Annotated in this window: 22 protein-coding genes and 1 tRNA gene; 15 read left to right on the top strand and 8 right to left on the bottom strand. The window is 65.2% G+C overall.

Annotated elements, in window-relative coordinates; all coding sequences use genetic code 11:
- Nucleotides 1-4: 4 nt before the first annotated feature.
- Both MUU56_RS08885 and MUU56_RS08880 read right to left on the bottom strand, forming a co-directional pair.
- The gene (locus tag MUU56_RS08885; protein ID WP_244766946.1) at nucleotides 5-655 is read right to left on the bottom strand and encodes a haloacid dehalogenase type II; all 651 of its coding nucleotides are present in this window, start codon (nucleotides 653-655) and stop codon (nucleotides 5-7) included.
- A 265-nt stretch (nucleotides 656-920) separates the two neighbouring features.
- On the bottom strand, nucleotides 921-1,961 hold the full coding sequence (locus tag MUU56_RS08880) for a zinc-dependent alcohol dehydrogenase family protein (protein ID WP_244766945.1): 1,041 nt from the start codon (nucleotides 1,959-1,961) through the stop codon (nucleotides 921-923).
- A 184-nt stretch (nucleotides 1,962-2,145) separates the two neighbouring features.
- Between MUU56_RS08880 and MUU56_RS08875 the strand changes: the two genes are divergently transcribed.
- A complete protein-coding gene (locus MUU56_RS08875; RefSeq protein ID WP_244766944.1) occupies nucleotides 2,146-3,027 on the top strand; it encodes a branched-chain amino acid aminotransferase in 882 nt (293 codons plus the stop codon).
- A 295-nt stretch (nucleotides 3,028-3,322) separates the two neighbouring features.
- Here MUU56_RS08875 and MUU56_RS08870 read toward each other — a convergent pair whose 3' ends face one another.
- Entirely contained in the window at nucleotides 3,323-4,429 is a 1,107-nt protein-coding gene (locus MUU56_RS08870; RefSeq protein WP_244766943.1) for an ABC transporter substrate-binding protein, read from the bottom strand.
- 301 nt (nucleotides 4,430-4,730) lie between these two features.
- Here MUU56_RS08870 and MUU56_RS08865 point away from each other — a divergent pair, with 301 nt between their 5' ends.
- From MUU56_RS08865 to MUU56_RS08840, 7 genes are all read left to right on the top strand, one after another.
- Nucleotides 4,731-5,303, top strand: a complete 573-nt coding sequence (locus MUU56_RS08865) for a transglycosylase SLT domain-containing protein (protein WP_244766942.1) — start codon at nucleotides 4,731-4,733, stop codon at nucleotides 5,301-5,303.
- Between the two features lie 91 nt (nucleotides 5,304-5,394).
- The gene (locus tag MUU56_RS08860) at nucleotides 5,395-5,904 is read left to right on the top strand and encodes a GrpB family protein (protein WP_244766941.1); all 510 of its coding nucleotides are present in this window, start codon (nucleotides 5,395-5,397) and stop codon (nucleotides 5,902-5,904) included.
- A gap of 105 nt (nucleotides 5,905-6,009) precedes the next feature.
- Nucleotides 6,010-6,363 (top strand): DUF1428 domain-containing protein, encoded by a 354-nt coding sequence (locus MUU56_RS08855; protein ID WP_244766940.1) that lies wholly within the window; start codon nucleotides 6,010-6,012, stop codon nucleotides 6,361-6,363.
- 52 nt (nucleotides 6,364-6,415) lie between these two features.
- Nucleotides 6,416-6,541, top strand: a complete 126-nt coding sequence (locus tag MUU56_RS32655) for a hypothetical protein (RefSeq protein WP_263193634.1) — start codon at nucleotides 6,416-6,418, stop codon at nucleotides 6,539-6,541.
- An 11-nt stretch (nucleotides 6,542-6,552) separates the two neighbouring features.
- The gene (locus MUU56_RS08850; RefSeq protein ID WP_244766939.1) at nucleotides 6,553-6,975 is read left to right on the top strand and encodes a secondary thiamine-phosphate synthase enzyme YjbQ; all 423 of its coding nucleotides are present in this window, start codon (nucleotides 6,553-6,555) and stop codon (nucleotides 6,973-6,975) included.
- A 140-nt stretch (nucleotides 6,976-7,115) separates the two neighbouring features.
- Nucleotides 7,116-7,466, top strand: coding sequence for a nuclear transport factor 2 family protein (locus MUU56_RS08845; RefSeq protein WP_244766938.1), 351 nt, complete (start codon nucleotides 7,116-7,118; stop codon nucleotides 7,464-7,466).
- Nucleotides 7,467-7,578: 112 nt separating this feature from the next.
- On the top strand, nucleotides 7,579-7,962 hold the full coding sequence (locus MUU56_RS08840) for a hypothetical protein (RefSeq protein WP_244766937.1): 384 nt from the start codon (nucleotides 7,579-7,581) through the stop codon (nucleotides 7,960-7,962).
- Between the two features lie 427 nt (nucleotides 7,963-8,389).
- Here the strand turns inward: MUU56_RS08840 and MUU56_RS08835 are convergent, their stop codons facing one another.
- Nucleotides 8,390-9,145, bottom strand: a complete 756-nt coding sequence (locus MUU56_RS08835; RefSeq protein WP_244766936.1) for an SIMPL domain-containing protein — start codon at nucleotides 9,143-9,145, stop codon at nucleotides 8,390-8,392.
- A 154-nt stretch (nucleotides 9,146-9,299) separates the two neighbouring features.
- Here MUU56_RS08835 and MUU56_RS08830 point away from each other — a divergent pair.
- A tRNA-Ile gene (locus MUU56_RS08830) sits at nucleotides 9,300-9,375 on the top strand.
- Here the strand turns inward: MUU56_RS08830 and MUU56_RS08825 are convergent.
- Genes MUU56_RS08825 through MUU56_RS08810 form a run of 4 tightly spaced genes read right to left on the bottom strand, consistent with a single transcriptional unit; the run spans nucleotide 9,332 to nucleotide 15,281 of the window.
- Nucleotides 9,332-10,981: a 5-guanidino-2-oxopentanoate decarboxylase gene (locus tag MUU56_RS08825; protein ID WP_244767155.1), complete on the bottom strand. Its 1,650-nt coding sequence runs from the start codon at nucleotides 10,979-10,981 to the stop codon at nucleotides 9,332-9,334. The genes MUU56_RS08830 and MUU56_RS08825 overlap by 44 nt on opposite strands.
- Nucleotide 10,982: 1 nt before the next feature.
- Nucleotides 10,983-11,948 (bottom strand): CobW family GTP-binding protein, encoded by a 966-nt coding sequence (locus MUU56_RS08820; protein ID WP_244766935.1) that lies wholly within the window; start codon nucleotides 11,946-11,948, stop codon nucleotides 10,983-10,985.
- Nucleotides 11,942-13,669 carry an amidohydrolase gene (locus MUU56_RS08815; RefSeq protein WP_244766934.1) on the bottom strand — a complete coding sequence of 576 codons (1,728 nt, stop codon included), beginning with the start codon at nucleotides 13,667-13,669 and terminating at the stop codon, nucleotides 11,942-11,944. Before MUU56_RS08815 ends, MUU56_RS08820 begins: the two co-directional genes overlap by 7 nt.
- A 28-nt stretch (nucleotides 13,670-13,697) precedes the next feature.
- The gene (locus MUU56_RS08810; RefSeq protein ID WP_244766933.1) at nucleotides 13,698-15,281 is read right to left on the bottom strand and encodes a zinc-binding metallopeptidase family protein; all 1,584 of its coding nucleotides are present in this window, start codon (nucleotides 15,279-15,281) and stop codon (nucleotides 13,698-13,700) included.
- A 116-nt stretch (nucleotides 15,282-15,397) separates the two neighbouring features.
- Here MUU56_RS08810 and MUU56_RS08805 point away from each other — a divergent pair, with 116 nt between their 5' ends.
- The 6 genes from MUU56_RS08805 to MUU56_RS08780 all read left to right on the top strand — a co-directional run bounded on the left by MUU56_RS08805 (nucleotide 15,398) and on the right by MUU56_RS08780 (nucleotide 21,761).
- Entirely contained in the window at nucleotides 15,398-16,306 is a 909-nt protein-coding gene (locus MUU56_RS08805; protein WP_244766932.1) for a LysR substrate-binding domain-containing protein, read from the top strand.
- 104 nt (nucleotides 16,307-16,410) lie between these two features.
- Nucleotides 16,411-17,502: an ABC transporter ATP-binding protein gene (locus MUU56_RS08800; RefSeq protein ID WP_244766931.1), complete on the top strand. Its 1,092-nt coding sequence runs from the start codon at nucleotides 16,411-16,413 to the stop codon at nucleotides 17,500-17,502.
- Between the two features lie 65 nt (nucleotides 17,503-17,567).
- Complete coding sequence (locus MUU56_RS08795) at nucleotides 17,568-18,683, top strand: ABC transporter substrate-binding protein (protein WP_244766930.1); 1,116 nt, start codon at nucleotides 17,568-17,570, stop codon at nucleotides 18,681-18,683.
- A gap of 8 nt (nucleotides 18,684-18,691) precedes the next feature.
- Nucleotides 18,692-19,525 carry an ABC transporter permease gene (locus MUU56_RS08790; protein WP_244766929.1) on the top strand — a complete coding sequence of 278 codons (834 nt, stop codon included), beginning with the start codon at nucleotides 18,692-18,694 and terminating at the stop codon, nucleotides 19,523-19,525.
- A 1-nt stretch (nucleotide 19,526) separates the two neighbouring features.
- Nucleotides 19,527-20,333 carry an ABC transporter permease gene (locus MUU56_RS08785; protein WP_244766928.1) on the top strand — a complete coding sequence of 269 codons (807 nt, stop codon included), beginning with the start codon at nucleotides 19,527-19,529 and terminating at the stop codon, nucleotides 20,331-20,333.
- A 33-nt stretch (nucleotides 20,334-20,366) separates the two neighbouring features.
- Nucleotides 20,367-21,761: an FAD-binding oxidoreductase gene (locus MUU56_RS08780; RefSeq protein ID WP_244766927.1), complete on the top strand. Its 1,395-nt coding sequence runs from the start codon at nucleotides 20,367-20,369 to the stop codon at nucleotides 21,759-21,761.
- Nucleotides 21,762-21,767 lie beyond the last annotated feature (6 nt).

The raw sequence follows: 21,767 nt of genomic DNA, 5'->3' as shown, positions 1-21,767 counted from the left end.
CCGTTCAGAGGCTTTCGAGCGACGGCAGGATCAGCGCGGGGCCGAGGTCGAAATACTCGTCCGGCATGTCGCTGCGGTTGATCCAGACGGTGCGGAAGCCGAATTTCGTCGCGCCGGCAATGTCCCAGCGGTTGGAGGACTGGAAGGAGACGGCATTCGGATAGAGCCGGTAGTTCGTCGTCACGAGATCGTAGACGGCGGGGGCGGTCTTGTAGGTCTTCAGCGCATCGACCGAGAAGATGTCGTCGATGACGGTGTCGAGCGCGGCATTCTTCACCGCCGAGGCCAGCATGGCGGGCGAGCCGTTGGAGAGGATGGCGATATGCGCGCCACGCTGCTTCAGCGCCTTCAGCACGGCCGGCACTTCCGGGTAGCAGTCGAGCTTCCAGTAGGCGTCGAGCAGCTTCTGGCGCAGCGTCGGATCGACGCCGCCGATGCGCTTGAACGTATAGTCGAGCGCCTGCTCGGTGAGCTGCCAGAAATCGGCATAGGCGCCCATCAGCGCCCGCGTCCAGGAATATTCGAGTTGCTTGGCCCGCCAGATCTCGGAAAAGATCTGGTAGTTCGGCCCGACATCCCCCGCATGGCGGCGCACCGCCGCGTGCACGTCGAACAGCGTGCCATAGGCGTCGAAGACATAGGCGGCATGGGACATGGGCGGCGATTCCTTCTGGCATTGTCGACGGCGATTGGTCGCCATCGACGTGGGAATGTCAAATTATTTGGCGCCCGCCCCTCATCCCGCTGCCGCGACCTTCTCCCCGTAAACGGGGAGAAGGGAAGGAGGCATGCTCGTCCTTTTCTCGCGCGCGTACTGGTTGGGGAAAGCTTCGTCTCCCCCCTTCTCCCCGCAGGCGGGGAGAAGGTGCCGGCAGGCGGATGAGGGGCCTGGCGGCGAAGCCAGGCCGAACGGGCCTTCTTCAGAACCGCGTGATGACGCTGATGCCGAGGTCGGTTGCCTTGTCCATCGCCGTCAGGGCTGGCACGGCCTCCTCCAGGCTGACATGCCGGCCGATCAGCCGTTGCGGGGTGAGCTTGCCGCTTTCGATCATCGCCAGCATGGCGTCGTAGCGCCAGGCCTGCATGCCGTGGCTGCCGTAGATTTCCAGTTCGTGGCCGATGACCTGGGCCATGGGAATCTGGGGCGTCGCATGGTCGGCGAGCATCAGGCCGACCTGCACGTGCCGTCCGCGCCGGCGCAGGTTTTTTATCGAGTTGAAGCAGGTGACGGGCGAGCCGAGGGCGTCGACCGAGGCATGCGCCCCGCCGCCGGTGATCTCGCGCACGGCCTCCGCGACATCGGCGACCTCGCGTGCATTGATGGCGGCGACGGCGCCCATCTTCCGGGCGAAGTCCAGTTTCTCCGCGGAAATGTCGATGGCGATGGGATTGGCGCCGAGCGCGGCGGCGATCATGATCGCGGAGAGGCCTACCCCGCCGCAGCCGTGCACGGCCACCCATTCGCCGCCCGTCACGCGCGCCTGGTCGACGACGGCGCGGAAGGAGGTGGCGAAGCGGCAGCCGAGGCTGGCGGCCGTCGCATAGTCGATCGCGTCCGGCAGGTGCACGAGATTGTGGTCGGCAAAATCGATGGCGACGAGTTCGGCGAAGGAGCCCCAATGGGTGAAGCCGGGCTGGAACTGCTCTTCGCAAACCTGTTGGTTGCCCGAGCGGCATTCGCCGCAATGGCCGCAGCCGGAGACGAAGGGCACCGTCACCCGCTCGCCCTCGCGGAAACGGCGCACGTTCCTGCCGACGGCCACCACCTTGCCGGCGAGCTCGTGGCCCGGCACATGCGGCAGGCTTATATCCGGGTCATGGCCCATCCAGCCGTGCCAGTCGGAGCGGCAGAGCCCCGTCGCCTCCACCTTGATCACCACGCCGCCGGGCGTCGGCGTCGGGTCGGGCAGGGTGCGGATCTCGGGTGTCGCCTCGAAGGCTTCGTAATACATCGCGCGCATGGTGATCTCCCTTCCGCCTTTGTATCGCATGCGTCCCGAATGCCCTCAACGGCGCCACCCATGATAAGGCCTGATGCACCCATTCAACATCTTGAATGGACAAGCGCGACCGGCTGTCGGAAGGCATTTGTGACTTGACCGGTCCGGCCCGCCGGGCCTTGATGGGCGAAAAGGAGTTTACAAAATGCCAGTCGATACCTCACCACGCTCGACGACCTGGACCTTCGTGGACGGCGAATGGGTTTCAGGCAACCCGCCGCTCATCGGCCCCACCTCGCACGCCATGTGGCTCGGCTCGACCGTCTTCGACGGCGCACGCTGGTTCGACGGCATCGCGCCCGACCTCGACCTGCATTGCCAGCGCGTCAACCGCTCCGCCGAGGCGCTCGGCCTCAAGGCGGTGGTGAAGGCCGAGGAGATCGAGGCGCTGTCCTGGGAAGGCGTCAAGAAGTTCGACGGCAAGACGGCGATCTATGTCAAGCCGATGTACTGGGCCGAGCACGGCGCGTTCAGCGTGGTGGCGCCGGACGCGGAATCCACCCGCTTCGCGCTCTGCCTCTTCGAGGCGCCGATGGGCGACCCGAAGGCCGCATCCTCACTGACCCTCTCGCCCTTCCGCCGCCCGACGGTAGAATGCATGCCGACGGATGCCAAGGCCGGCTGCCTCTATCCGAACAATGCCCGCATGCTGGTGGAGGCCCGCAAGCGCGGCTTCGACAATGCGCTGGTGCGCGATATGCTGGGCAATGTCGCCGAAACCGCCTCGTCCAACATCTTCATGGTCAAGGACGGCGTCGTCTTCACGCCCGCCGCCAACCGTACCTTCCTTGCCGGCATCACGCGCATGCGCGTCATCGGCCTGCTGAAAGAAGCCGGTTTCGAGGTGGTCGAGACGACGCTGGCGGTCGCCGATTTCGAGAGCGCGGACGAGATCTTCACCTCGGGCAACTATTCCAAGGTGGTTCCGGTGACGCGCCTCGACGACCGCGACCTCCAGCCCGGCCCGATCACCGCCAAGGCGCGCGACCTCTATTTCGACTGGGCCCATTCCGACGGCGACGCGTGAGGGCAAACAAGATCGCCGGGGCTTTCGCCCCGGCGCCAGGTTTGCCAGTGAACCCCACCCTACCCACTGCCGTCAACCAGCGGCAAGCGCAGCGTTTGTTGCATGGATGGTCGGGTCAAGCCCGACCATGACGGAGGAGAGGCGAGGCGGACGTCGCCAAACAAAAACGCCGGGGCTCTCGCCCCAGCGTCAGATTCGCCGGTAAACCCAGCCCCACCCACTGCCGTCATCCTCGGGCCTGACCCGAGGATCCACGCGGCATGTGGGGCGTTTTCCGTTCCTGGCGTCTTTCGCTTTATTCGGCGGCGACGATCTTGCCGTCTTCCCACTTGAAGAGCGAGAAGCTCTGCGAGGTGAGGTCGCCGTTCTCGCCGTAGGTCAGCTTGCCGATGGCGGTCGGGATGGCTTCGCCGGACTTCAGCGCTGCCGCGACGGCGGCCGAATCCTCTGCGCTGCCGGCCTTCTCGATGCCGGCCTTGAGAACCTCGACAGCGGCATAGGCATTGAGCGTGAAGGCTTCCGGCGGGATGCCCTTTTCGTTGAGCACGGCGACGGCGGCCTGCGAATCGGGGCTCTTCAGCGCGTCGGAGGCATTGGTGAAGAGCGTGCCGGCAGCCGCTTCGTTGCCGATCGCCCAGTATTCGCTGTTCGACAGGCCTTCGCCGCCGATGATCGTGGCGTTGACCGCGAGATCCTTCAGCTGGCGGGCGAGCAGGCCGCCTTCCGGATGGTAGCCGCCGAAATAGATGACCTCGACGCCATCGGCCTTGAGGCGGGTGATCAGCGCGCTGAAATCCTTGTCGCCCGGGGTGACCGAGTCGTAGAGCGCCTCGGTGACGCCGCCCTTGTTGAGCGCGGCCTTGAAGGAATCGGCCAGCCCTTTGCCGTAGGCGCCCTTGTCATGGATCACGGCGACCTTCTTGTCCTTCAGGCTCGCCAGCACATAGGCGGCGGCAACCTCGGCCTGCTGGTCGTCGCGCCCGCAGGTGCGCAGCACGTTTTCGAGGCTGCGGGCCGTCAGGTCCGGCGCGGTCGCCGTCGGGGTGACCATCAGCACGCCGTTTTCAGCAAAGACGTCGGAGGCCGGGATGGCGACGCCCGAGGTCACCGGGCCGACGACAAAGCGGATGCCTTCGCCGACGATCTGGTTGGCGGCCGAAACGCCCTGCTTGGGCTCGCCCGCATCGTCGGCCAGCTTCAGGACGACCTGTTCGCCGAGAATGCCGCCGTTCTTGTTGATCTCGGCAACGGCCGCTTCCGCGCCGTTCTTCACCTGGTCGCCATAGGCGGCGACCGGGCCGGTCAGCGGGGCGACGAGGCCGATGACGATATCCGCATGGGCGAGCGGGGCAAAGGCGACGGATGCGGCGAGCAGGGCGCCGGCAAAAATCTGCTTCTTCATGGGAGTCTCCTCAACTGGGGCCATGGGGCGGCCCGGTCGCAGATGCTCACGCGTCCGGACGGCGCTTGCCGGATTCCGATGCGGAGCGGGTTCTTTCACGGTCCGGAACAATCGTTCACGAAAGGCCGGCGTGCTGCAGATTGATTAGGCCGGAAGGGGAAAAAGCGCAACAAAATAATGCATTTGCATATTTGATGGGCGGATCACCCGCGTGAATGGAAGGCGGTATGCGGCAATTGAATCAAAACGGATTGTTAAGATTTACGATTTATAAATATCCGGGAAATTCTGAGGAACTGCGATGCGTTGCGTCTTGATCGTCGTCCTCCTGTTGCTTGCCGGATGCGCGTCTGTTCCGCGGCAGACGCAGAATGCCTGCGCCATCTTCGAGCAACGTGACGGCCTGTTCGACAACTGGCGGCGCGCCGCCTACCGCGCCGAGCGGGAATATGGCGTGCCCGTTCCCGTGCTCATGGCGACGATCTACACGGAGTCCGGCTTCCGGCACAATGCGCGCCCGCCGCGCACGAAGCTCTTCGGCTTCATCCCCTGGAAGCGGCAATCGAGCGCGCTCGGCTTTTCGCAGGCGCTCGACGGCACCTGGGCGCAATACAAGCGCGTGACCGGCCGCTGGGCCGCCAACCGCACGGATTTCTCCGACGCGATCCGCTTCATCGCCTGGTATCACGCCGAGAGCAACCGCAGGAACGGCATCGCCCTCAACGACACCTACCGCCTCTACATCGCCTACTACCACGGCCATGCCGGCTATTCGCGCGGCAACTGGAGCGGCACGGCCAAGGCCGGCGCGAAGCGCGCGTCGAACATGGCGGTCAGCTATTCGCGACAGTTGAAGAATTGCGGGGCATGGTAGGCAGGGTGGATTGCCGCTACGATGTTCCGCGTTTCGGCCGTGCACGCTGGTATTTCCGCGCGCAGCTTCCATCGGGACAAGGAGATCGGCTTTGCCCACTCCCGTCGTCGTCGTCGGTTATGATGCGGCATGGCCGGATTTGTTCGCGGAGATTGCAAAGTCTCTTCGGGCGCTGCTCGGCGATGCCGTCAATGCAATCGATCATGTCGGAAGCACCGCCGTGCCGGGGCTTGCCGCCAAGCCAATCATCGATATCGATGTGACGCTTTGCGGCCGGGAACTGATCGAGCCTGCCTGCCAGCGCATTGTGCAGGCGGGCTACGGCGCGCGGGGAAACCGCTATGACGACGATATGTGGGCCTTTCTGGCAAAACGGGAGCCTGCCTGCCGTGTCTATCTGTGCCCACCGGGAAATGAGACGCATCGCAAGCGCTTGGTGTTTCGTGACAGGCTGCGTCAAGACGGGGCGCTTCGTGAAGCCTACGGCGCGTTGAAGCAGCAACTTTCCAGACGGTTCTTTCTGGATGGAGATGCCTACACCGCTGCAAAGCGGGATTTCATAGAGGCGGCGATCCGCAACGCTCCTCCGCCGCGCTGGTAGTTCATCCTTTTGCCCGCCTGTCATCGTATAAAAATCCACCCCCCTTGTCGGATCGCCCCCGCGCCACACGTCCTTGTCATGTCCAAACCCTGGAAGGAGACGATCATGACCTATGTCGATGGATTCCTGCTGGCCGTGCCGAAGGCCAATCTGGAGCGGTACAAGGCGATGGCGCGCATGGCGGGCGATATATGGAAGGAGTTCGGCGCGATCGACTATGTCGAGTGCATCGGCGAGGACGTGCCCTATGGCGAACTCACCTCGTTTCCCCGCGCCGTGCTGGCGAAGGACGACGAGGTGGTGGTCTTCTCCTGGATCACCTACGCCTCGCGCGCGCAGCGCGACGAGATCCTCGCCAAGGTGATGGCGGACGAGCGCCTGAAGGGCGAGGATTGCAAGGATGTCTTCGACGGCAAGCGCATGATCTACGGCGGCTTCGAGGCGGTCGTCGAGTTGTGAGCCGCCGGCAGGTACGCTAAACCCGCATCCGGACCGGAAGAAAGGAAACGCCATGACGAACCTCTACTACGCGATCGTCGGATCGACGACGGACACGAACATGGGCCTGGCGCGCTTCATGGGCGTCATCCTCGCCTTCATCGTGGTCGTCGGCACCCTGTTCTGGGCCATCGGCTGAGGCGACGCCGCATGCCGCAGACGATCGTGACGGTTCCGACCCGCGGGCAGGGGCTTTACGAATTCACCGGCGAGGCCGCCGCCTTCGTGCGGGGCGCCGGCATGGAGGAGGGGGTGCTGACGGTATTCGTCCGCCACACCTCCTGCTCGCTGCTCATCCAGGAGAATGCCGATCCGGATGTCCGGCGCGATCTCGACCAGTTTTTCCGCCGGCTCGTGCCGCCCTCGGACGATCCCGCCATGCGCTGGATCGTGCACACGCTGGAGGGGCCGGACGACATGCCGGCCCATATCAAGGCGGCGCTGACAGCCGTCTCGATCGGCATTCCGGTCGTCGGCGGCCGCCTCGCGCTCGGCACCTGGCAGGGCCTCTATCTCTTCGAGCACCGCGACCGGCCGCATCGGCGCGAAATCGTCCTGCATCTCGGCCCTTGACGGAACCGGCCGGCACGATGGAACGTTCCTGCGGCGATCCATCCCGGAGCGTGTCGCGATTGCGTTCCGGGTCCTGTTCTCGCCTGTCGCCGGCGAAGGCCCGGCGGGTGCCCGCGCGGCGGATTTCGAAGGAGATGTTCATGGCGAATACCGAAAGCATCAACCATGCCGTCATCGAGGCGTTGAACGCCCGCGACTTCGCCGCCCTTGCCGGCAAGGTTCACGAGGATGTTTCGATCTCCGGCATCGGCGAGGGCATGGACAATGGCCGCGCTGCGCTGCGCGATCGTCTCGCCCGGCATTTCGAGGCCTTCGACGAAAGCTATGGCGACGCGCTGGTGATGAGCGATGCGCTCGGCAACAATGTCGCGATCCGCCTGACGGCGCGCGGCAGGTCGGCGGCGGGCGATGCCTATTCGAAGGAGAAGATCCTGCTGCTCGAGCTCGAGGACGGGGCCATCACCCGCATCGCCTTCTTCACCGGTTCATGAAGTTGAACGGAGGCTGAACGGCGGCTTCGGCCTCCGTTCAGCCTCGCGCCTCTAAGGTCTCCTCAATCGCCGGACGAAACGGCCCGGCCGGTGTGAACAGGAGATCCCCCCGATGACCCGCTTTCTGAAAAAATCCCTTCTTGCCGCCGTTCTCGGCCTCGGCGCGCTGACGGCTACGATGCCGGCCGCCTCCGCCGCCAATATCGAGCTGTCGATCGAGCAGGTCGGCTATCGCAACGGCTTCTTCGAGATCCGCGACCATGACGGGCGCCGCGATCGCTGGGATCGCCGGAACGATCGCCGCCATGGAAACTGGGGCGGCCGCGGACGCTGCGATCCTCGCCTGGCCATGGTGAAGGCGCACGACCTCGGCCTGCGCCGCGCCCGCATCGCCGATGTCACGCCGCGCAAGGTCGTCGTCGAGGGCTTCCGCTACCAGGGCTACGGCCGCATCGTCTTTGCCAACGACCGCTATTGCCCGGTGCTCTGGCGCTGAGCGGAAAGATCGGTTCGCCGGCCTTTCCCTGAACGCCGCCCGCAAGGTCACCCCCGGCCGGCGAGCGGCCGCCCTCCCGGTTCCGCCGGGAGGGTTTTTGCGTTTTGCGCCTCACCATTCCCGGCAGGACCGTAGGACCGCAGGCCGTGGAACGAAGGGCGTGCGGCCTGCCCACGCTTCCGGCGGGTAGGGAAGGGAACGGCGATACCGTGCGATGGCGATTGCCCTGGGCGGGATGGAAGCATGCTGTTCACGGTGAAGGCGGCGCCGCGAAGAGGGGAAGGATACCCGCGCGCTTCCTACTGCAGGATACGGGAGCGAGGCCTTTCCCCGCCGATGATCGTCCGCATCCGTTTCACGGGTGATCGTCCGGGACGAAAAAGGGCCGGTTGCCCGGCCCTTTTGAGAACGCGTCGTTTCGCGCGGTTCAGCTGCCGAGCGCGAAGGTCACGTTGACGGTGACGGAATAGCTGTTCTCGCCGGTGGCGAGCGGCACGGCGCCGCCTTCGGCATAGTCCTTGGCCATGGCGCGCATCATCGGCATGGGTTCGGCCCGATAGGTGGTTTCGGAGATTTCCAGCACGCGGCCGAGGCCGACGCCGGCGGCATCCGTCAGTTCCTTGGCCTTGGCCATGGCGTTCTCGACGGCCTTCTTGCGCGCCGCGCTGACGGCGGCATCCGGCTTGTCGTTGACGAAGCGGATGCCGTTGCCCTGGTTGGCGCCGAGCGTCACGGCCTTGTCGAGGATCTCGCCGAGCTTGGAGAGATCGCGCACGCGCAGCGTCACCGTGTTGGTGACCTGGAAGCCGATCAGCACCGGCGGCGGGTTCTCGCCGGTCGAGCTCTGCGGATACTGGTATTGCGGGTTGATCATGAAGCCGGAGGTCTGCAGGTCGCGATCTTCGATGCCGGCTTCCTTCAGTGCGGCAAGGATGTCGGCCATCGCCTTGTTGTTGGCATCGAGCGCCTCGCGGGCCGTCTTGGCGTCCTTGACGACGCCGAGGTCGATCAGGGCCATGTCGGGCGCCATCTCCGCGCGGCCTTCGCCGGTGACGACGATGGTCGCCTCGCGCGGCTTGGCGCTGTCCTCAGCCCGCGCGGCGATCGGCATTGCAGCGGCAAGAGCAAGCGAAAGCGCGACAAGGCTGGCGCCCATGCGGCGGCCCAGGGTTCCGTAGAACATAAAGAAAATCTCCTGATGGTTGCGTCCCTTGCGCCGTTCTTCGCCCGTGATTGTGTAGAGAATACGGCGACGCTTGTGAGGTCCGCCGAATTCGTCTAGACGGTCTCTACGCGTCGGCCGCCATTGACCGACGCCCCCGGCCATCCGCCGGGACGGGCCTGTAGCTCAATGGTTAGAGCCGGCGGCTCATAACCGCTTGGTTGGGGGTTCGAGTCCCTCCGGGCCCACCATTTCTGCCGTGGCGGTTACATAGGCCTCTTCATCGATTTCAATGACCGTGGGGCACGTACGCCGGATGGCCGATCTCAAAAGCGCCGGCAGCTCGCCAGGATTTCTCAGGCGCTCGGCCTTACAGCCGAAGCCGCGGGCGATGGCCAGGAAATCCGGCGTATAGATGTCGACGCCGATCGGCGCGATGCCGCGTGCTTCCATGTAGGCCTTGATCTCGCCGTAGCCGTTGTTGTTCCACAGCAGCACGACGAGCGGCAGGCCGGCCTCGCGGGCGGCGGCGAGTTCGGGCAGGGTGAACTGGATGCCGCCGTCACCGGCAAGGCAGACGGTTGGTCGGCCGGTGCCGATCAGCGCTCCCGCGGCGGCGGGCAGTGCATAGCCGAGCGTGCCGTAGCCGGTTGCCGAGCAGAACCACGACCGCGGCCTGTTCGCGGCAAAGTCGATGCAGCCTGCATAGACGGGCTGCGCGGAGTCGCCGACAATAATGACGTCGGGCAGGGCTTCGCGCACGATCTCCATGAGATCGACGCCGGCGCGCAGAACCGGATTGAGCATTTCTCGAACAGCCTCTCTGGCGGCCCTTGCACGTGCAGCCCCGTCGTTCGCCGCGCGCGGCGGGATCCTCGCGGTCAGCGCGTCGAGCGCAAGGGCGCAGTCGGCTACCAGCGCGATATCGGCCGGCCGGCCGCGCATGGCCTGCTCGGGATCGATGTCGATGCGGATCAGTTTCCCGGTGATGCGCGCGCCGCCCGTCTCATAGAAATCGTAGTCGGTCGGCCCAAACTCGGTGCCCGCCGCAATCACCAGATCGGCCGCCTCGATGAGGTTGGTCGTCGCCGCCATGGCGGGGCTGCACGAAACGCCAAGGGGATGGCCCGGTGGCAGAACGCCGCGGCCGTTGACGGTCATGATCACCGGGGCGTCGAGCGTTTCGGCCAGCCGGAGCAAGGGGGACGCGGCATCGGCGGCACCGCCGCCGGCCAGGATGACCGGGCGCACGGCCTGCGAGCACAGGGCGGCGGCGGCCGTGATTGCCTGCGCTTCCGGCGCGGGGCGGCTAGGGGGCGGCCGCTTCTGCGGGGAGGGCAGTACGGAGGCATCCAGCGTCAGCAGATCGACAGGCAACTCGATATGCACCGGGCGCGGACGGGCCGAAGCGAAGACGGCAAAGGCGCGGGCGATGACCTGAGCCAGCTCCTCCGCCCGCAGCACGGTGTGGCTGAAGGCGGTGAACTGGCGAGCGAGCTGGCGCTGGTCGGGCAGTTCGTGCAGGTGTCCTTCGCCCGACCCCATGCGGCCAGGCGGGTTGACGCTGGTGATGACCAGCATCGGCACGGAATCTCCGTAGGCCTGCGCCATGGCGGTGGCGATGTTGGTGAGGCCGGGGCCGGAAATTACGAAGCAAACGCCAGGCCTGCCGGTGGCACGGGCATAGCCGTCGGCCATGAACCCGGCCCCCTGTTCGTGGCGCGGGGTCACGTGGCGGATGCCGCTGCCCGGCAGCCCGCGATACATTTCAACCGTATGGACGCCGGGGATGCCGAAAACGGTATCCACCCCATATGCGGCAAGCAGTTCGACCAGATAGGTTCCGACGGTCTTCATCTCAGGCAGATCCCTTCTTCCCGGAGCGGGCAAGAGCACCGCAACCGTTCAATTGCGCGAGCACCCCTTCAAACGGCAGATCCCGGCCGAAGCCGACGAGCACGAGCAGGCTTTGTCCGTCGAAGCCCTCGGGCAGATGCGCCGCCGGTTCGAAGGAGACCCGCGTGCCGACCACGTGAACGGCGAACAGTCGGCCATCGCTTGCCTGCACGAAACCCTTGGCCCGGTAGATGCGGGCAGGCAGCGCAGCGAGCACGCCATGCAGGCGCTTGGCGTCGATGGGGCCGTCATGCCGCCACGTAATGCTTTCGGCCTGCTCGTGAACCGGCACGGCCGTGAAGGGCGAGCTAGCGCCGCGGGAGGGAAAACCGCTGGCGAAGAGGAGGTCGAACGGCACGCGCGCGTTCGTCGTCTCGATGGTCCGCGTGTCGGGAAAGGCCCAGCGCGCATGCCAGGCGTCAAGGGTGTCGCGCGATACGAGATCGGTCTTGTTGAGGATCAGGAGATCGGCCGATCCGACCTGCGCTTCCGCAAGACCGGGCGCCGCGGCGATGGCGCCGTCGAAGCCAGCGGCATCGACCAGCACGACGATTGCATCGCCCCTCAGCCGCCCGGCAAAGCGGGCATAGCGTACCGTGTCCATGATCCGCGCGGGATCGGCGACGCCGCTTGCCTCGATGACGATATGGTCGATGTCGATGCGGGCGCTCAGCAGCTCTTCGAGCTGCTCGACGAGGCCCTGGTTCAACCCGCAGCAAACGCAGCCATTGGAGAGGCTGTAGAGGCCGCCTTCCGTCGAGGTGATGAGCGCGGCGTCGATGTTGATCGCGCCGAAATCGTTGACCATCACGGCGATCTTCAGTTCGTGGTCGCCGCCAAGAATATGGTTGACGAGCGTCGTCTTGCCCGCGCCGAGAAAGCCGCCGATCACGGTGACCGGTATTGGTCTGGCCTGCCTGGTCACCATAGTTTCGGGGCCTCGCCGTGCCAGATGGCTTCGGAAGCCGCGTCCAACCGGTCGTGCACGAGCTGCCCCTGCATGAAGGTGAGGTCCACCCTGGTGGAGTGGATGTTGCCCTGCGGCTCGATCTCGAAGAGGTTGCGGTCGAGCACGATGATGTCGGCGGACTTGCCGATCTCCAGCGTGCCGGCCTCGTGCTCGATGCCCATCGACCAGGCGCCGTTTCTGGTCATCACGTCGATGGCCTGGGTGAGGGAGATCGGCTCGCCGAACCGGCCCTCGGTTTCCCCCCAGGGATTGGCCCGGGTCACCATGGTTTCCAGCGCGATCCAGGGATCGAGTGGACTGACGGGCCAGTCGGTGCCGACGACGGCGACGCCGCCGGCCTCCAGCACGCCCTTGATGTTGTAGGCGCGCGACAGCCGCTCGGGACCGTAGCCGGAACGGGCGCCGGAGACGAATTTCGAGGGATACCATGAAACCGGCGAGAATTCGGCGGTGACGTTCAACTCGCGAAAACGCTTGAGGTTGCCGCCGTGCAGGATGGTGGAGTGCGCGCATTGATGGCGCACGCCCAGGCCGCCCGGGCGCCGGCGTGCCGCCTCGACGGCGTCCAGAAACGTGTCGGAGGCCGCATCGCCCGTGCAATGGGCGATCACGCGGATGCCTTGCCGGTCCATGTCCCAGACCATGTCGGCGAGATGTTCCGGCGTCAGGTTGAGCTTGCCGCGCCAGGCGCTGTTCGCGCCGTCCCAGGGCGTCATGAGATAGGACGAGCGCGGTTCGACGGTGCCGTCGAAGTGGAATTTCACGGCATTGGCGTTGAGCCGGGCTGAGCGGTAGTAGTGACGTTCGCCGGCGAGCAGCTCCCAGCGGCGGCGCACGGGGAAGATATCGTCCTGCCAGCTGATCGCGGCCTCGACCCTGAGCGTCAGTTCGCCGGCCTGGTCGAGGGTTTGCAGCGCCTCCAGCCGGTTCTCGCAGACATGCACGTATTTGGTGGCGACCACGCCGCGCGCGGACTGGTAGCGTACGCCGTCGCGATAGGCGGCGCGCAGCACCGGGACGGGCGTCGGCGGCATCGCGGCATGAATCAGGGCGTAGGCACCGTCGATGAGCAGGCCCGTCGGTTCGTGGCTGATCGGATCGCGTTCGAGATAGCCGTTGGGAGGGTCGGGCGTCTCAGCGCCGATGCCGGCACGGCGAAGCGCCTCGCTGTTGACCATCATGGTGCCCCACATGCGGTCGAGCAGGGCGACGGGGCGATCGGGCAGCACGTTGTCCAGCCAGTCCCGGCCGGGCACGAGGCCGGCCTGCCGGAAGGTGTAGCGGACGAAATATTGCCCGTAGATCCATTCGCGATCCGGGTGCCTGGCCGCATAGGCCAGCACGGCGTCGCGCACCTGATCGGGCGTCGGATCGACGATGCCGATGTCCAGATCCTCGGCATAGCGCGGTGCGAGCGCCAGGTCGGGATGGGTGTGCATGTCGTAGAGACCCGGCATGGCAAACCGGCCGCCGAGGTCCTTTATCCTGGTCTGCGGCCCGATGAGGTGCTCCACGTCCGCGCGCTCGCCACGCGCAACGATGCGCCCGCCCGAAACGGCCAGGGACTGGCACCACGGCAATCCGGGATCGCCGGTATAGATACGGCCGTTGGTCAGGACGAGGTCGGCGTGAGCGTCGCGGGCTGCGTGGCTGGGGCGATGGTCGTAGAGAGAGCGCATGATCGTCTACCTATGGAGAGGGGCGGCATCAATAGCCGGCGGTCGGGATCCACCATTCGCGGCCGCGCACCGTTGTGACATATTCGGGCCAGCGCAGGCCGATCGGCGCCTCGTAGTCGGCAAGCGGCGGAATCCATCCGGTGCCGCCGACACCGCCGCCGGTGCGCTCCTCGAATTCCCTGCGGGCAGCGGCCCGCACCCCGGCGTTCTGCAGCAGCTCCAGCATCGAATGAGCGATGGTCTTCGATGCGCAGATCACCATCGGGTCGATGGTTTCCGGAATGCCGCCCAGTGCGTTCATCACCCAGTCGGGATAGGAGAAACCGGCGGGCCCACTCAGCATGGGACGGGCGATGTAAAGGCGCGCCGTCGGCGCGTGCCAGCACATGTCGGTATAGTCGTCCGAGGTGTAGTTGACCTGTGAGGGCGGCAGGTCCTGCCGCAGGATGCGCTCGGCCTCCTGCGGGCTGATCAGCCTCTCGCAATCGGGCAGGAAGGGGTTCGACATCGGCTCCAGGCCGACACTGGACTGGATCTCGCGGGCGATCTCCTTCGCGCGGGCGGCCCATTTCGGCGCGCCGACGGCGGCGAGTTTGCCATAGACCAGATCGGCCATCACATGGTTGGCAAGGCCGGGGCGCGATTTCGAGACCCAGATCTTTTCGACGCGGCAATGGGTCAGCCGGGCGGCAGCCTCGGCGTTGCGGTCGAGGATCAGGGTCGCCTGTTCGGCCAGTTCCACGGTCGGCACGCGGATGATGTACTGGATTTCGGAAAGCCGCGCCGGCAGGTTGTCGGCGGTCGCCTGTCCCGCCGTCAGGATCGCCTCGCTGATCGACCAGCCGCCCATATGCGGCAGCATGGAATCGCGCAGCGCCTTGGAGGCGTTGTACATGGTGAAAAGCGCATCGTTGGCGCCGGGCGCACGCACGGCGCTGTGCGCCTGCGGGATCGGCAGGCCGTCGGCCCGTTTCAGCCATGTTTCCGGCTCGTCGCAGACGAAGCGGTACACCATCGCATAGGCTGCGCCGCAATGGGTGTCCCAGTTCACCGTGTTGCACAGCGGCAGCATGTAGCAGGGGTGGAAACTGATCATCGCGTCGAGGCCGTCATAATAGCCCTTGGCGGCGTGGATCGGCTTGGAGCCGCGCACCTTTTCGGCGGGCTCGCCGAAGAACTTCAGCGTGCCGGGAAGACCATGTGCCTGCATCGCCGCCTTGGTGGCGAGAAGGCCGCCGAAGGCGCTCATGCCAAGCGCCGAATGCGGATCGGTATGGCCGCCGGCATGCTCGTTGAGACCGGGACGGGGGCCTTTCTGCGTGCTTGCGGCCTGGCAGTTGCCCGGCACGGCGTCATATTCGGCATAGCTGGCGATGACCGGGCCGCCCTTGCCGTTTGTCCAGGAGGCGGCGAAGGCCGTCGGCATGCCGCCCGAGCCCTCCTCGACCGTGAATCCCTCGCTGCGCAGGCGCTCCACATACCAGGCGGCGGATTCGTACTCGCGCCAGGCCGTCTCTCCCTTGTGCCAGATAGTGCTCGTCCATTCCGACAGGGCGCCGGCGTGCGCATCGACCCAGTTCGTTGCGGTCTCCTCGGCAATGTTTGCGGTCATGTCGTGTCAAGCCCTCGCGTGTTGCACCTGCCATCAGAGGAAAGCAGTGAAAGGCTTGCGCAAAAAGTGATATGTTTTATCGTTTCGTGCAAATTCTGTTCACTTGACGGGGCGTTATGCGGATTCCATCGACACAGGCGCTGCGGGCGCTCGAAAGTTTCGCGCGCCACGGCAGCGTATGGCGGGCGGCGGACGAACTGCACCTGACCCGCAGCGCCGTCAGCCACCAGTTGCGGCTGCTGGAGCGCGATCTCGGCTTCGACCTGCTGGAGCGCGTCGGCAAGGGTGTCGCGCTCACCGCGCGCGGCCGGCGCTATGCCCATGACGTGCACAAGGCTTTGACGATGCTCGGTGATGCCGGGGCGCAATACCGGGACGGCGGCATCGGCGGTTCGTTCCGTATCAGTTGCACGCCGGGCTTCGCCTCGCTGTGGCTATGTACCCATATCGCGGAATTCCAGGAGATGTACCGGGATGTCTCCCTTTCCATTCTCACGCCGCGGCGCCTCGACGATGTGAGCAATCCCGATGTGGACGCGTTCATCGCCTTCGGTGACGGCAACTGGCCGAACCGCAGCGTGGAGCTTCTGTGCGATGTGCGCTTCACCCCGCTTTGCAGCCCGAGCCTGCTCAACCGGCTTGGCGGGTTCGCAAAGCCTGCCGACGTGCTGCGCACGAACCTGCTCCATCTTAACGACTTCGAGGACTGGTCGCGGTGGCTTTCGCTCAGCAAGGTCGAAAACGCCGATCCGGCGAGCGGCATCTTCTTTTCCGACATGAACCTGGTTTTCTCGGCCGCCATAGCGGGGCAGGGCATTGCCATGGGCGATGAGCTCACCGGACAGAAGGCGTTGAGCGAAGGCAGGCTGGTGCGCCCCTTCGACATCGCGGTTCGCGCCTCGCGCTCCTACTATCTGGTCGTCGATCCCGCCAAGTCGGATCATCCGGTCCTTCCGGCCTTCCGGGACTGGCTGCGATCCAGCCTGGCCAATGCGGCGGCCGACGCGCAAAGCGTGCGGGTATAGTCGATCCGGATAGGTGAATGGAATTTGCCAATAATGCGAAAATAATTCGGTTGCCGTGAGCCGATTGCGCGCATACGCTTTCCTCGACAGGTGAGGGAGAGCCTATGCAGCAGTCGAGACGTGCAGCGGAACTCAAGGCGGTCGGCATTGGAAAGAGCTACGGCGCGTTCCACGCGCTGAAGAATCTTTCACTCGATGTCGGCCGCGGCGAATTTCTCACGTTGCTCGGCCCGTCCGGTTCCGGCAAGACGACCTTCCTCATGATCCTTGCCGGGTTCGAACGTGCGAGCCGGGGACAGTTGTTCAGCGACGGCATCGACATCACCGACCAGCCGGCCGAACGCCGCTCTTCCGGCATGGTTTTCCAGGGTTATGCCCTCTTTCCGCATATGAGCGTCGCCGCCAACATCGCCTTTCCGCTGCGCGTGCGCCGCAAATCCGAGGCGGAGATCAAGCGCCGCGTCGGTGAAATGGTCGAGCGTGTCGGCTTGCAGGGCCATGAGCACAAATTGCCGGCGAAACTTTCCGGTGGCCAGCAGCAGCGCGTCGCACTGGCGCGCGCGCTCGCCTTTGAGCCCGGGGTTCTTCTTCTCGACGAGCCGTTTTCGGCTCTCGACAAGAGCCTGCGCGGCCAGATGCAGGCGGAAATGAAGCGCCTGCACGAGGAGACGGGAACGACCTTCGTCTTCGTCACCCATGACCAGAGCGAGGCGCTGGCGCTCTCCTCGCGCGTCGCCATCTTCAATCATGGCGAGCTTCTCCAGGTCGGCACGCCGCAGGAGGTCTACGAGCGCCCCGGCAACCGTTTCGTCGCGGAGTTCCTGGGCGAGATCAACATGCTGCCGCTGCGCGACATCCGGCCGGACGAGGGCGGCGCGAAGGGCCTGTGCGAGGATCGCGAGGTCGCCCTGCGCTTTGCTCCCGGCGAAGCGCGCGGCGAGGCCATCCTCGCGGTGCGCCCGGAGCATATGTCGATCGCACGGGAGCCGGCGATCGCCGAAAACAGCATCCCCGTCACGGCGGTATCCTCGACCTATCTCGGCTCCGCGGTGCGCCTCGACCTGATTACGCGCAGCGGGAGCAGGGCCAGCGTCTCTGTCCCGATGGAAGCCGCGCGCTTCGCGCTCGAGAAAGGCAACACCGTCTGGCTGACATGGCCCGCCGAGAGGGGACTTATCCTGCCGGAGACGGTTTGAGAGATTTTACAAGCAGAAGACTGATCCATTGAAGTCCGAAGATCCAAGAAAACAGGGGAACGACAATGAATGAAGCCTTTCAGAAAGACTGCCTCGAAATCCTCGCAGACAAGGTCAAGCGCGGCGAAATGAGCCGCCGGCGCTTTACGCAGCTGGCCGCCATGCTTCTTGCCGGCGCGCCGCTGGCGTTCAGGGCGGGCGGTGCGCTGGCGCAGGAAAAGCAGCTCGTGTTCGTGAACTGGGGCGGCGATGCCGTCACCGCCTATGACAAGGCCTATGGCCAGCCGTTCCAGCAGGAGGCCGGCGTCACCGTCAAGCAGGACGGTTCGGGCCCGACCGAAGGGGCCATCACCGCCCAGTTCAAAAGCGGCGCGCCGAGCTGGGACATCGTCGACGCCGACCCGTTCTCGGCGATCACGCTCGGCAAGCAGGACATGATGGAGAAAATCGACTACGCCGTCGTCGACAAGGGCAAGATGCGCCCCGGTTTCGGCTGGGACTATGCGGCTTCGAGCTACTTCTTCTCCTATGTCATCGCCTATGACTCGGAAAAATACGGCGACAATCCGCCCAAGAGCATGGCCGACTTCTTCGACGTGACGACGTTCCCGGGCAAGCGTTCGCTCTACAAATGGGGCAGCGCCATGTGGGAGGCGGCCCTCCTCGGTGACGGCGTGGCGCCGGAACAACTCTATCCGCTGGACCTGAAGCGCGCGCACGACAAGATCGCCGCCTTCAAGGAGAACGTCATAGCCTATTGGGGCGGCGGCTCGGAAAGCCAGTCGCTGCTTCTCGACGGTGAAGCCTCGATGGCCCTGGTCTGGTCGACGCGCGCCTCGCTGATCGAGCAGGATTCGGGCGGCCGCATCAAGTTCATCTGGGATCAGGGCCTGCTGTCCCCGGGTGCCATGGCCGTCATCAAGGGCAATCCCGGCGGCCGTGACACGGCGATGAAGTTCATCGCCAGCGCACAGGACCCGCAGAAGCAGCTCGTCATGTTCGACATGCTCGGGCAGGGTCCGGCGAACCCCGCTGCCGATGCGCTGATCCCCGAGGAGAAGAAGCGCCTCAATCCGGTCGATCCTGCAAATATGAGCAAGCAGATACCGCTCGATATGGAATGGTACGCCGAAAACTACGGGCCGGCGCTCGACGAATATACCAAGATCATCTCCGCCTGAGCCGCCTTATGTTCGCGCGCTCCCACAATCTCGGCGCGGCGCTCCTCCTGGCGCCGCTGCTCCTGCTCCTCGCGCTGGCCTACGGCATCCCGTTTCTTGGTGTGATGAAATGGAGCGTTACGCTGCCCGAGCCGGGGCTCGGGCAGTATCATGCGCTGCTCACCGACCCGCTGGTGCAATCGGTGTTCGTGCGTACAGCGCGCATCTGTGCGCTGGTGACGGTGACGGCAGTCGCTGCCGCCTATGCGATCGCCTATGTCTGGGTGCGCGGCACGCCGGGCCAGCGGCTTGCGGCGGAATATTGCATCCTCGTGCCGTTCTGGATTTCGGTCTTGACCCGTGCCTTCGGCTGGGTGGCGCTTTTGTCCAATCAGGGGCTCATCAATACCTGGCTGCGTGCGACAGGCATCCTCGATGAACCTCTCGCGCTCGTTCGCAACGAGTTCGGCGTCGTCGTCGGCATGACGCATTTCCTCATTCCCTTCGCGGTGTTTCCCATCGCCTCGGCCATGCGCGCGCTGGACGAGCGCGTCCTGCTTGCCGCGCGCGGCCTTGGGGCAAGCCGCACCCGCATCTTCTGGTCGATATTCGTGCCGATGACGATGTCGGGCATCATCGGGGCCGCGCTGATCGTCTTCGTCTTCGCGCTCGGCTTCTTCATAACGCCGGCAATCCTCGGCGGCGGCCGCAGCGTCATGGTGGCGGAGCTGGTCTACCTTCGCATCTTCCAGAGTCCCGACTGGGGTCTCGGCGCTGCGATCAGCATCACGCTTGTCCTGATCGTCGGCCTGTTGACCACAGCCCTGTTCCGCTTCCTGCGGCCCTCCCAAATGGCAGGTTGACATGAGCGGCTACCGTCCCGGTCCCATCGCCCTGTTCCTCGCCTTTCTGGTGGCGATCTTCCTGCTGATGCCGCTGCTTGCGGTCGTGCCGGTGTCCTTTACTCCGTCGCGCATGCTTTCGATGCCGACGGGAGAGCTGTCGATCAGGCACTATCGCGCGCTTGTCGACGACCCGCGCTGGCTGGACAGTATCCTGCTCAGCTTGCGCATCGGCATCGTCTCCAGCACGCTCGCGACGCTCCTGGCGCTCGTCTTCGGCCTCGGCATATGGATGTTCCGGCCGCGCTACACGGCGGTTCTGGTCGGTTTCGTCTTGTTGCCAATGATCGTCCCGCCGGTGGTTTCGGCGATCACCCTCTACTTCCTGCTCACGTCCATGTCGGGCATCGGGAGCGTCGTCGGCTACGATACGTGGCTCGGCGTGGCACTCGCGCATGTCGTCGTGACGGTACCGTTCGCCGTGGTGCTGATCCTCGTGTCGTTGAGCCAGGTGGACCGGCGCATCGATCTGGCCGCGCGCGGTCTCGGCGCGTCCACCTGGGAGCGAGCGACACAGGTCATCATACCCAACATCAAGTTCGGCATAGCGACGGCGTGGCTCTTGTCCTTCGTGCTGTCCTGGGAAGAGATCGGCGTCACGCTGTTCATCACCAGCGTCAATGCCATCACCCTCCCGCGGCTGATGTGGATGGGCCTGCGCGACAATATCGACCCCTCGATCGCGGCGATCTCGGTCATCCTGATCCTGATCACCGTGACGGTGATGACCGCCCGCGTGGTCTATCGCCGGGCGAGGGGCGCCGCGTGAAGCCGTCCTGCAACCCGTAACATGAGGACAACGATGAGCGTGCGGAGCGATCTTCTCTCCGAGTTGCGTAGCGCCCTGCCGGATGCGACGATTTGGGGGCGGGACGAGCTCGCCGTCCGCGATCCGGGATTCGACGGTCGCAATTTTGGAGCGGCCGCATTGGTCCGCCCGGCGGATGTTGGCAGCGTGTCGGCGCTGGTGCGCTTCTGTCTCGAAAGAGGGATCCCCTTGGTTCCGCAGGGCGGCCGAACGGGGCTCGCCGGTGGCGCGGCGACGGTTTCCGGGCAGATCATCTGCGATCTCGGCGCGATGAACCGGGTCGAAGAGATCGATCGTTTGGGCCGGGTCGCGATCGTTCAAGCCGGAACGCCTCTGGCCGTGCTTCAGGAGGCCGCAGCCGTCCATGGCCTTGATCCCGGCATCGACCTTGCATCGCGAGGCAGCTGCACCATCGGGGGCATGATCTCCACGAATGCCGGCGGCATAATGGCGTTTCGAAACGGCACGATGCGCCATCGTCTTCTCGGCCTCGAGGCGGTATTGCCGGACGGCCGCGTGTTCAGCGACCTGACGCGCGTTCTAAAGACCAGCGCAGGCTATGACCTCAAGCACCTGTTCGTCGGTGCCGAGGGCACGCTGGGCATCGTTACCCGCGCCGTGCTTCGGCTCGAGCCGCTCGGTGGCGCATCGGCCACGGCGCTCATCGGGACCAATGATGCGGCCAGCGCCCAACGGGTCGTCAGCCATTTGCTTGCCATGCCCGGCGCCAACCTGCGGGCCGCGGAAATCATGTGGCGGGACTTTGCCGTCGCAATGGCAGGGATGCTCGGATTGGATTCGGGACGGTTGCCGCTCGGTTCGCCGTGCCTGCTTGCCCTGGAGCTTGGCGCGGCAACCGTCGAGGAGGCGACCAGCGCGCTGGAGGAAGGGCTTTCGAGCATCTGGGAGGAGGCCGGCATTCTCGACGGGCTGGTGGCGGCTTCCATGGAGCAGGCGAGGACCATTTGGCGGCTGCGTGAGGAGACGGAACAGATCGAGCGCATGCACAGCCATCCGCCATCCTTTGACGTGTCTGTTCCCGCGGCTGCAATCGATGGCTATGTCGCGCGCATCACGGACGGTCTCCTGGCGATCGACAAGGGTTATGCGCCTTATGTCTTCGGCCATCTCGCTGACGGCAACCTGCACATTTCCGTCAACACCGACAATCCGTCGCCCGAACGTTATAGGGCGATCGAGGACGTGCTCTATACGGGCCTTGGAGAGATCGGCGGATCGTTCTCGGCTGAGCACGGGGTCGGCATCGACAAGCGTAGTGCGTATGAACGCTACGCCGATCCAGTGAAGCAGGATCTCGCGCGCGCGATCAAGGCATGTCTGGACCGGAAATGGGTATTGAACCCCGGTAAGATCGTCACGCCGGTTTAAGGTCGG

The organism is Shinella yambaruensis, assembly GCF_022899355.1.
Classification (GTDB): domain Bacteria; phylum Pseudomonadota; class Alphaproteobacteria; order Rhizobiales; family Rhizobiaceae; genus Shinella; species Shinella yambaruensis.
Note: the sequence above shows the minus strand (reverse complement) of the source record. Positions and strands in the feature narration are given on the sequence as shown.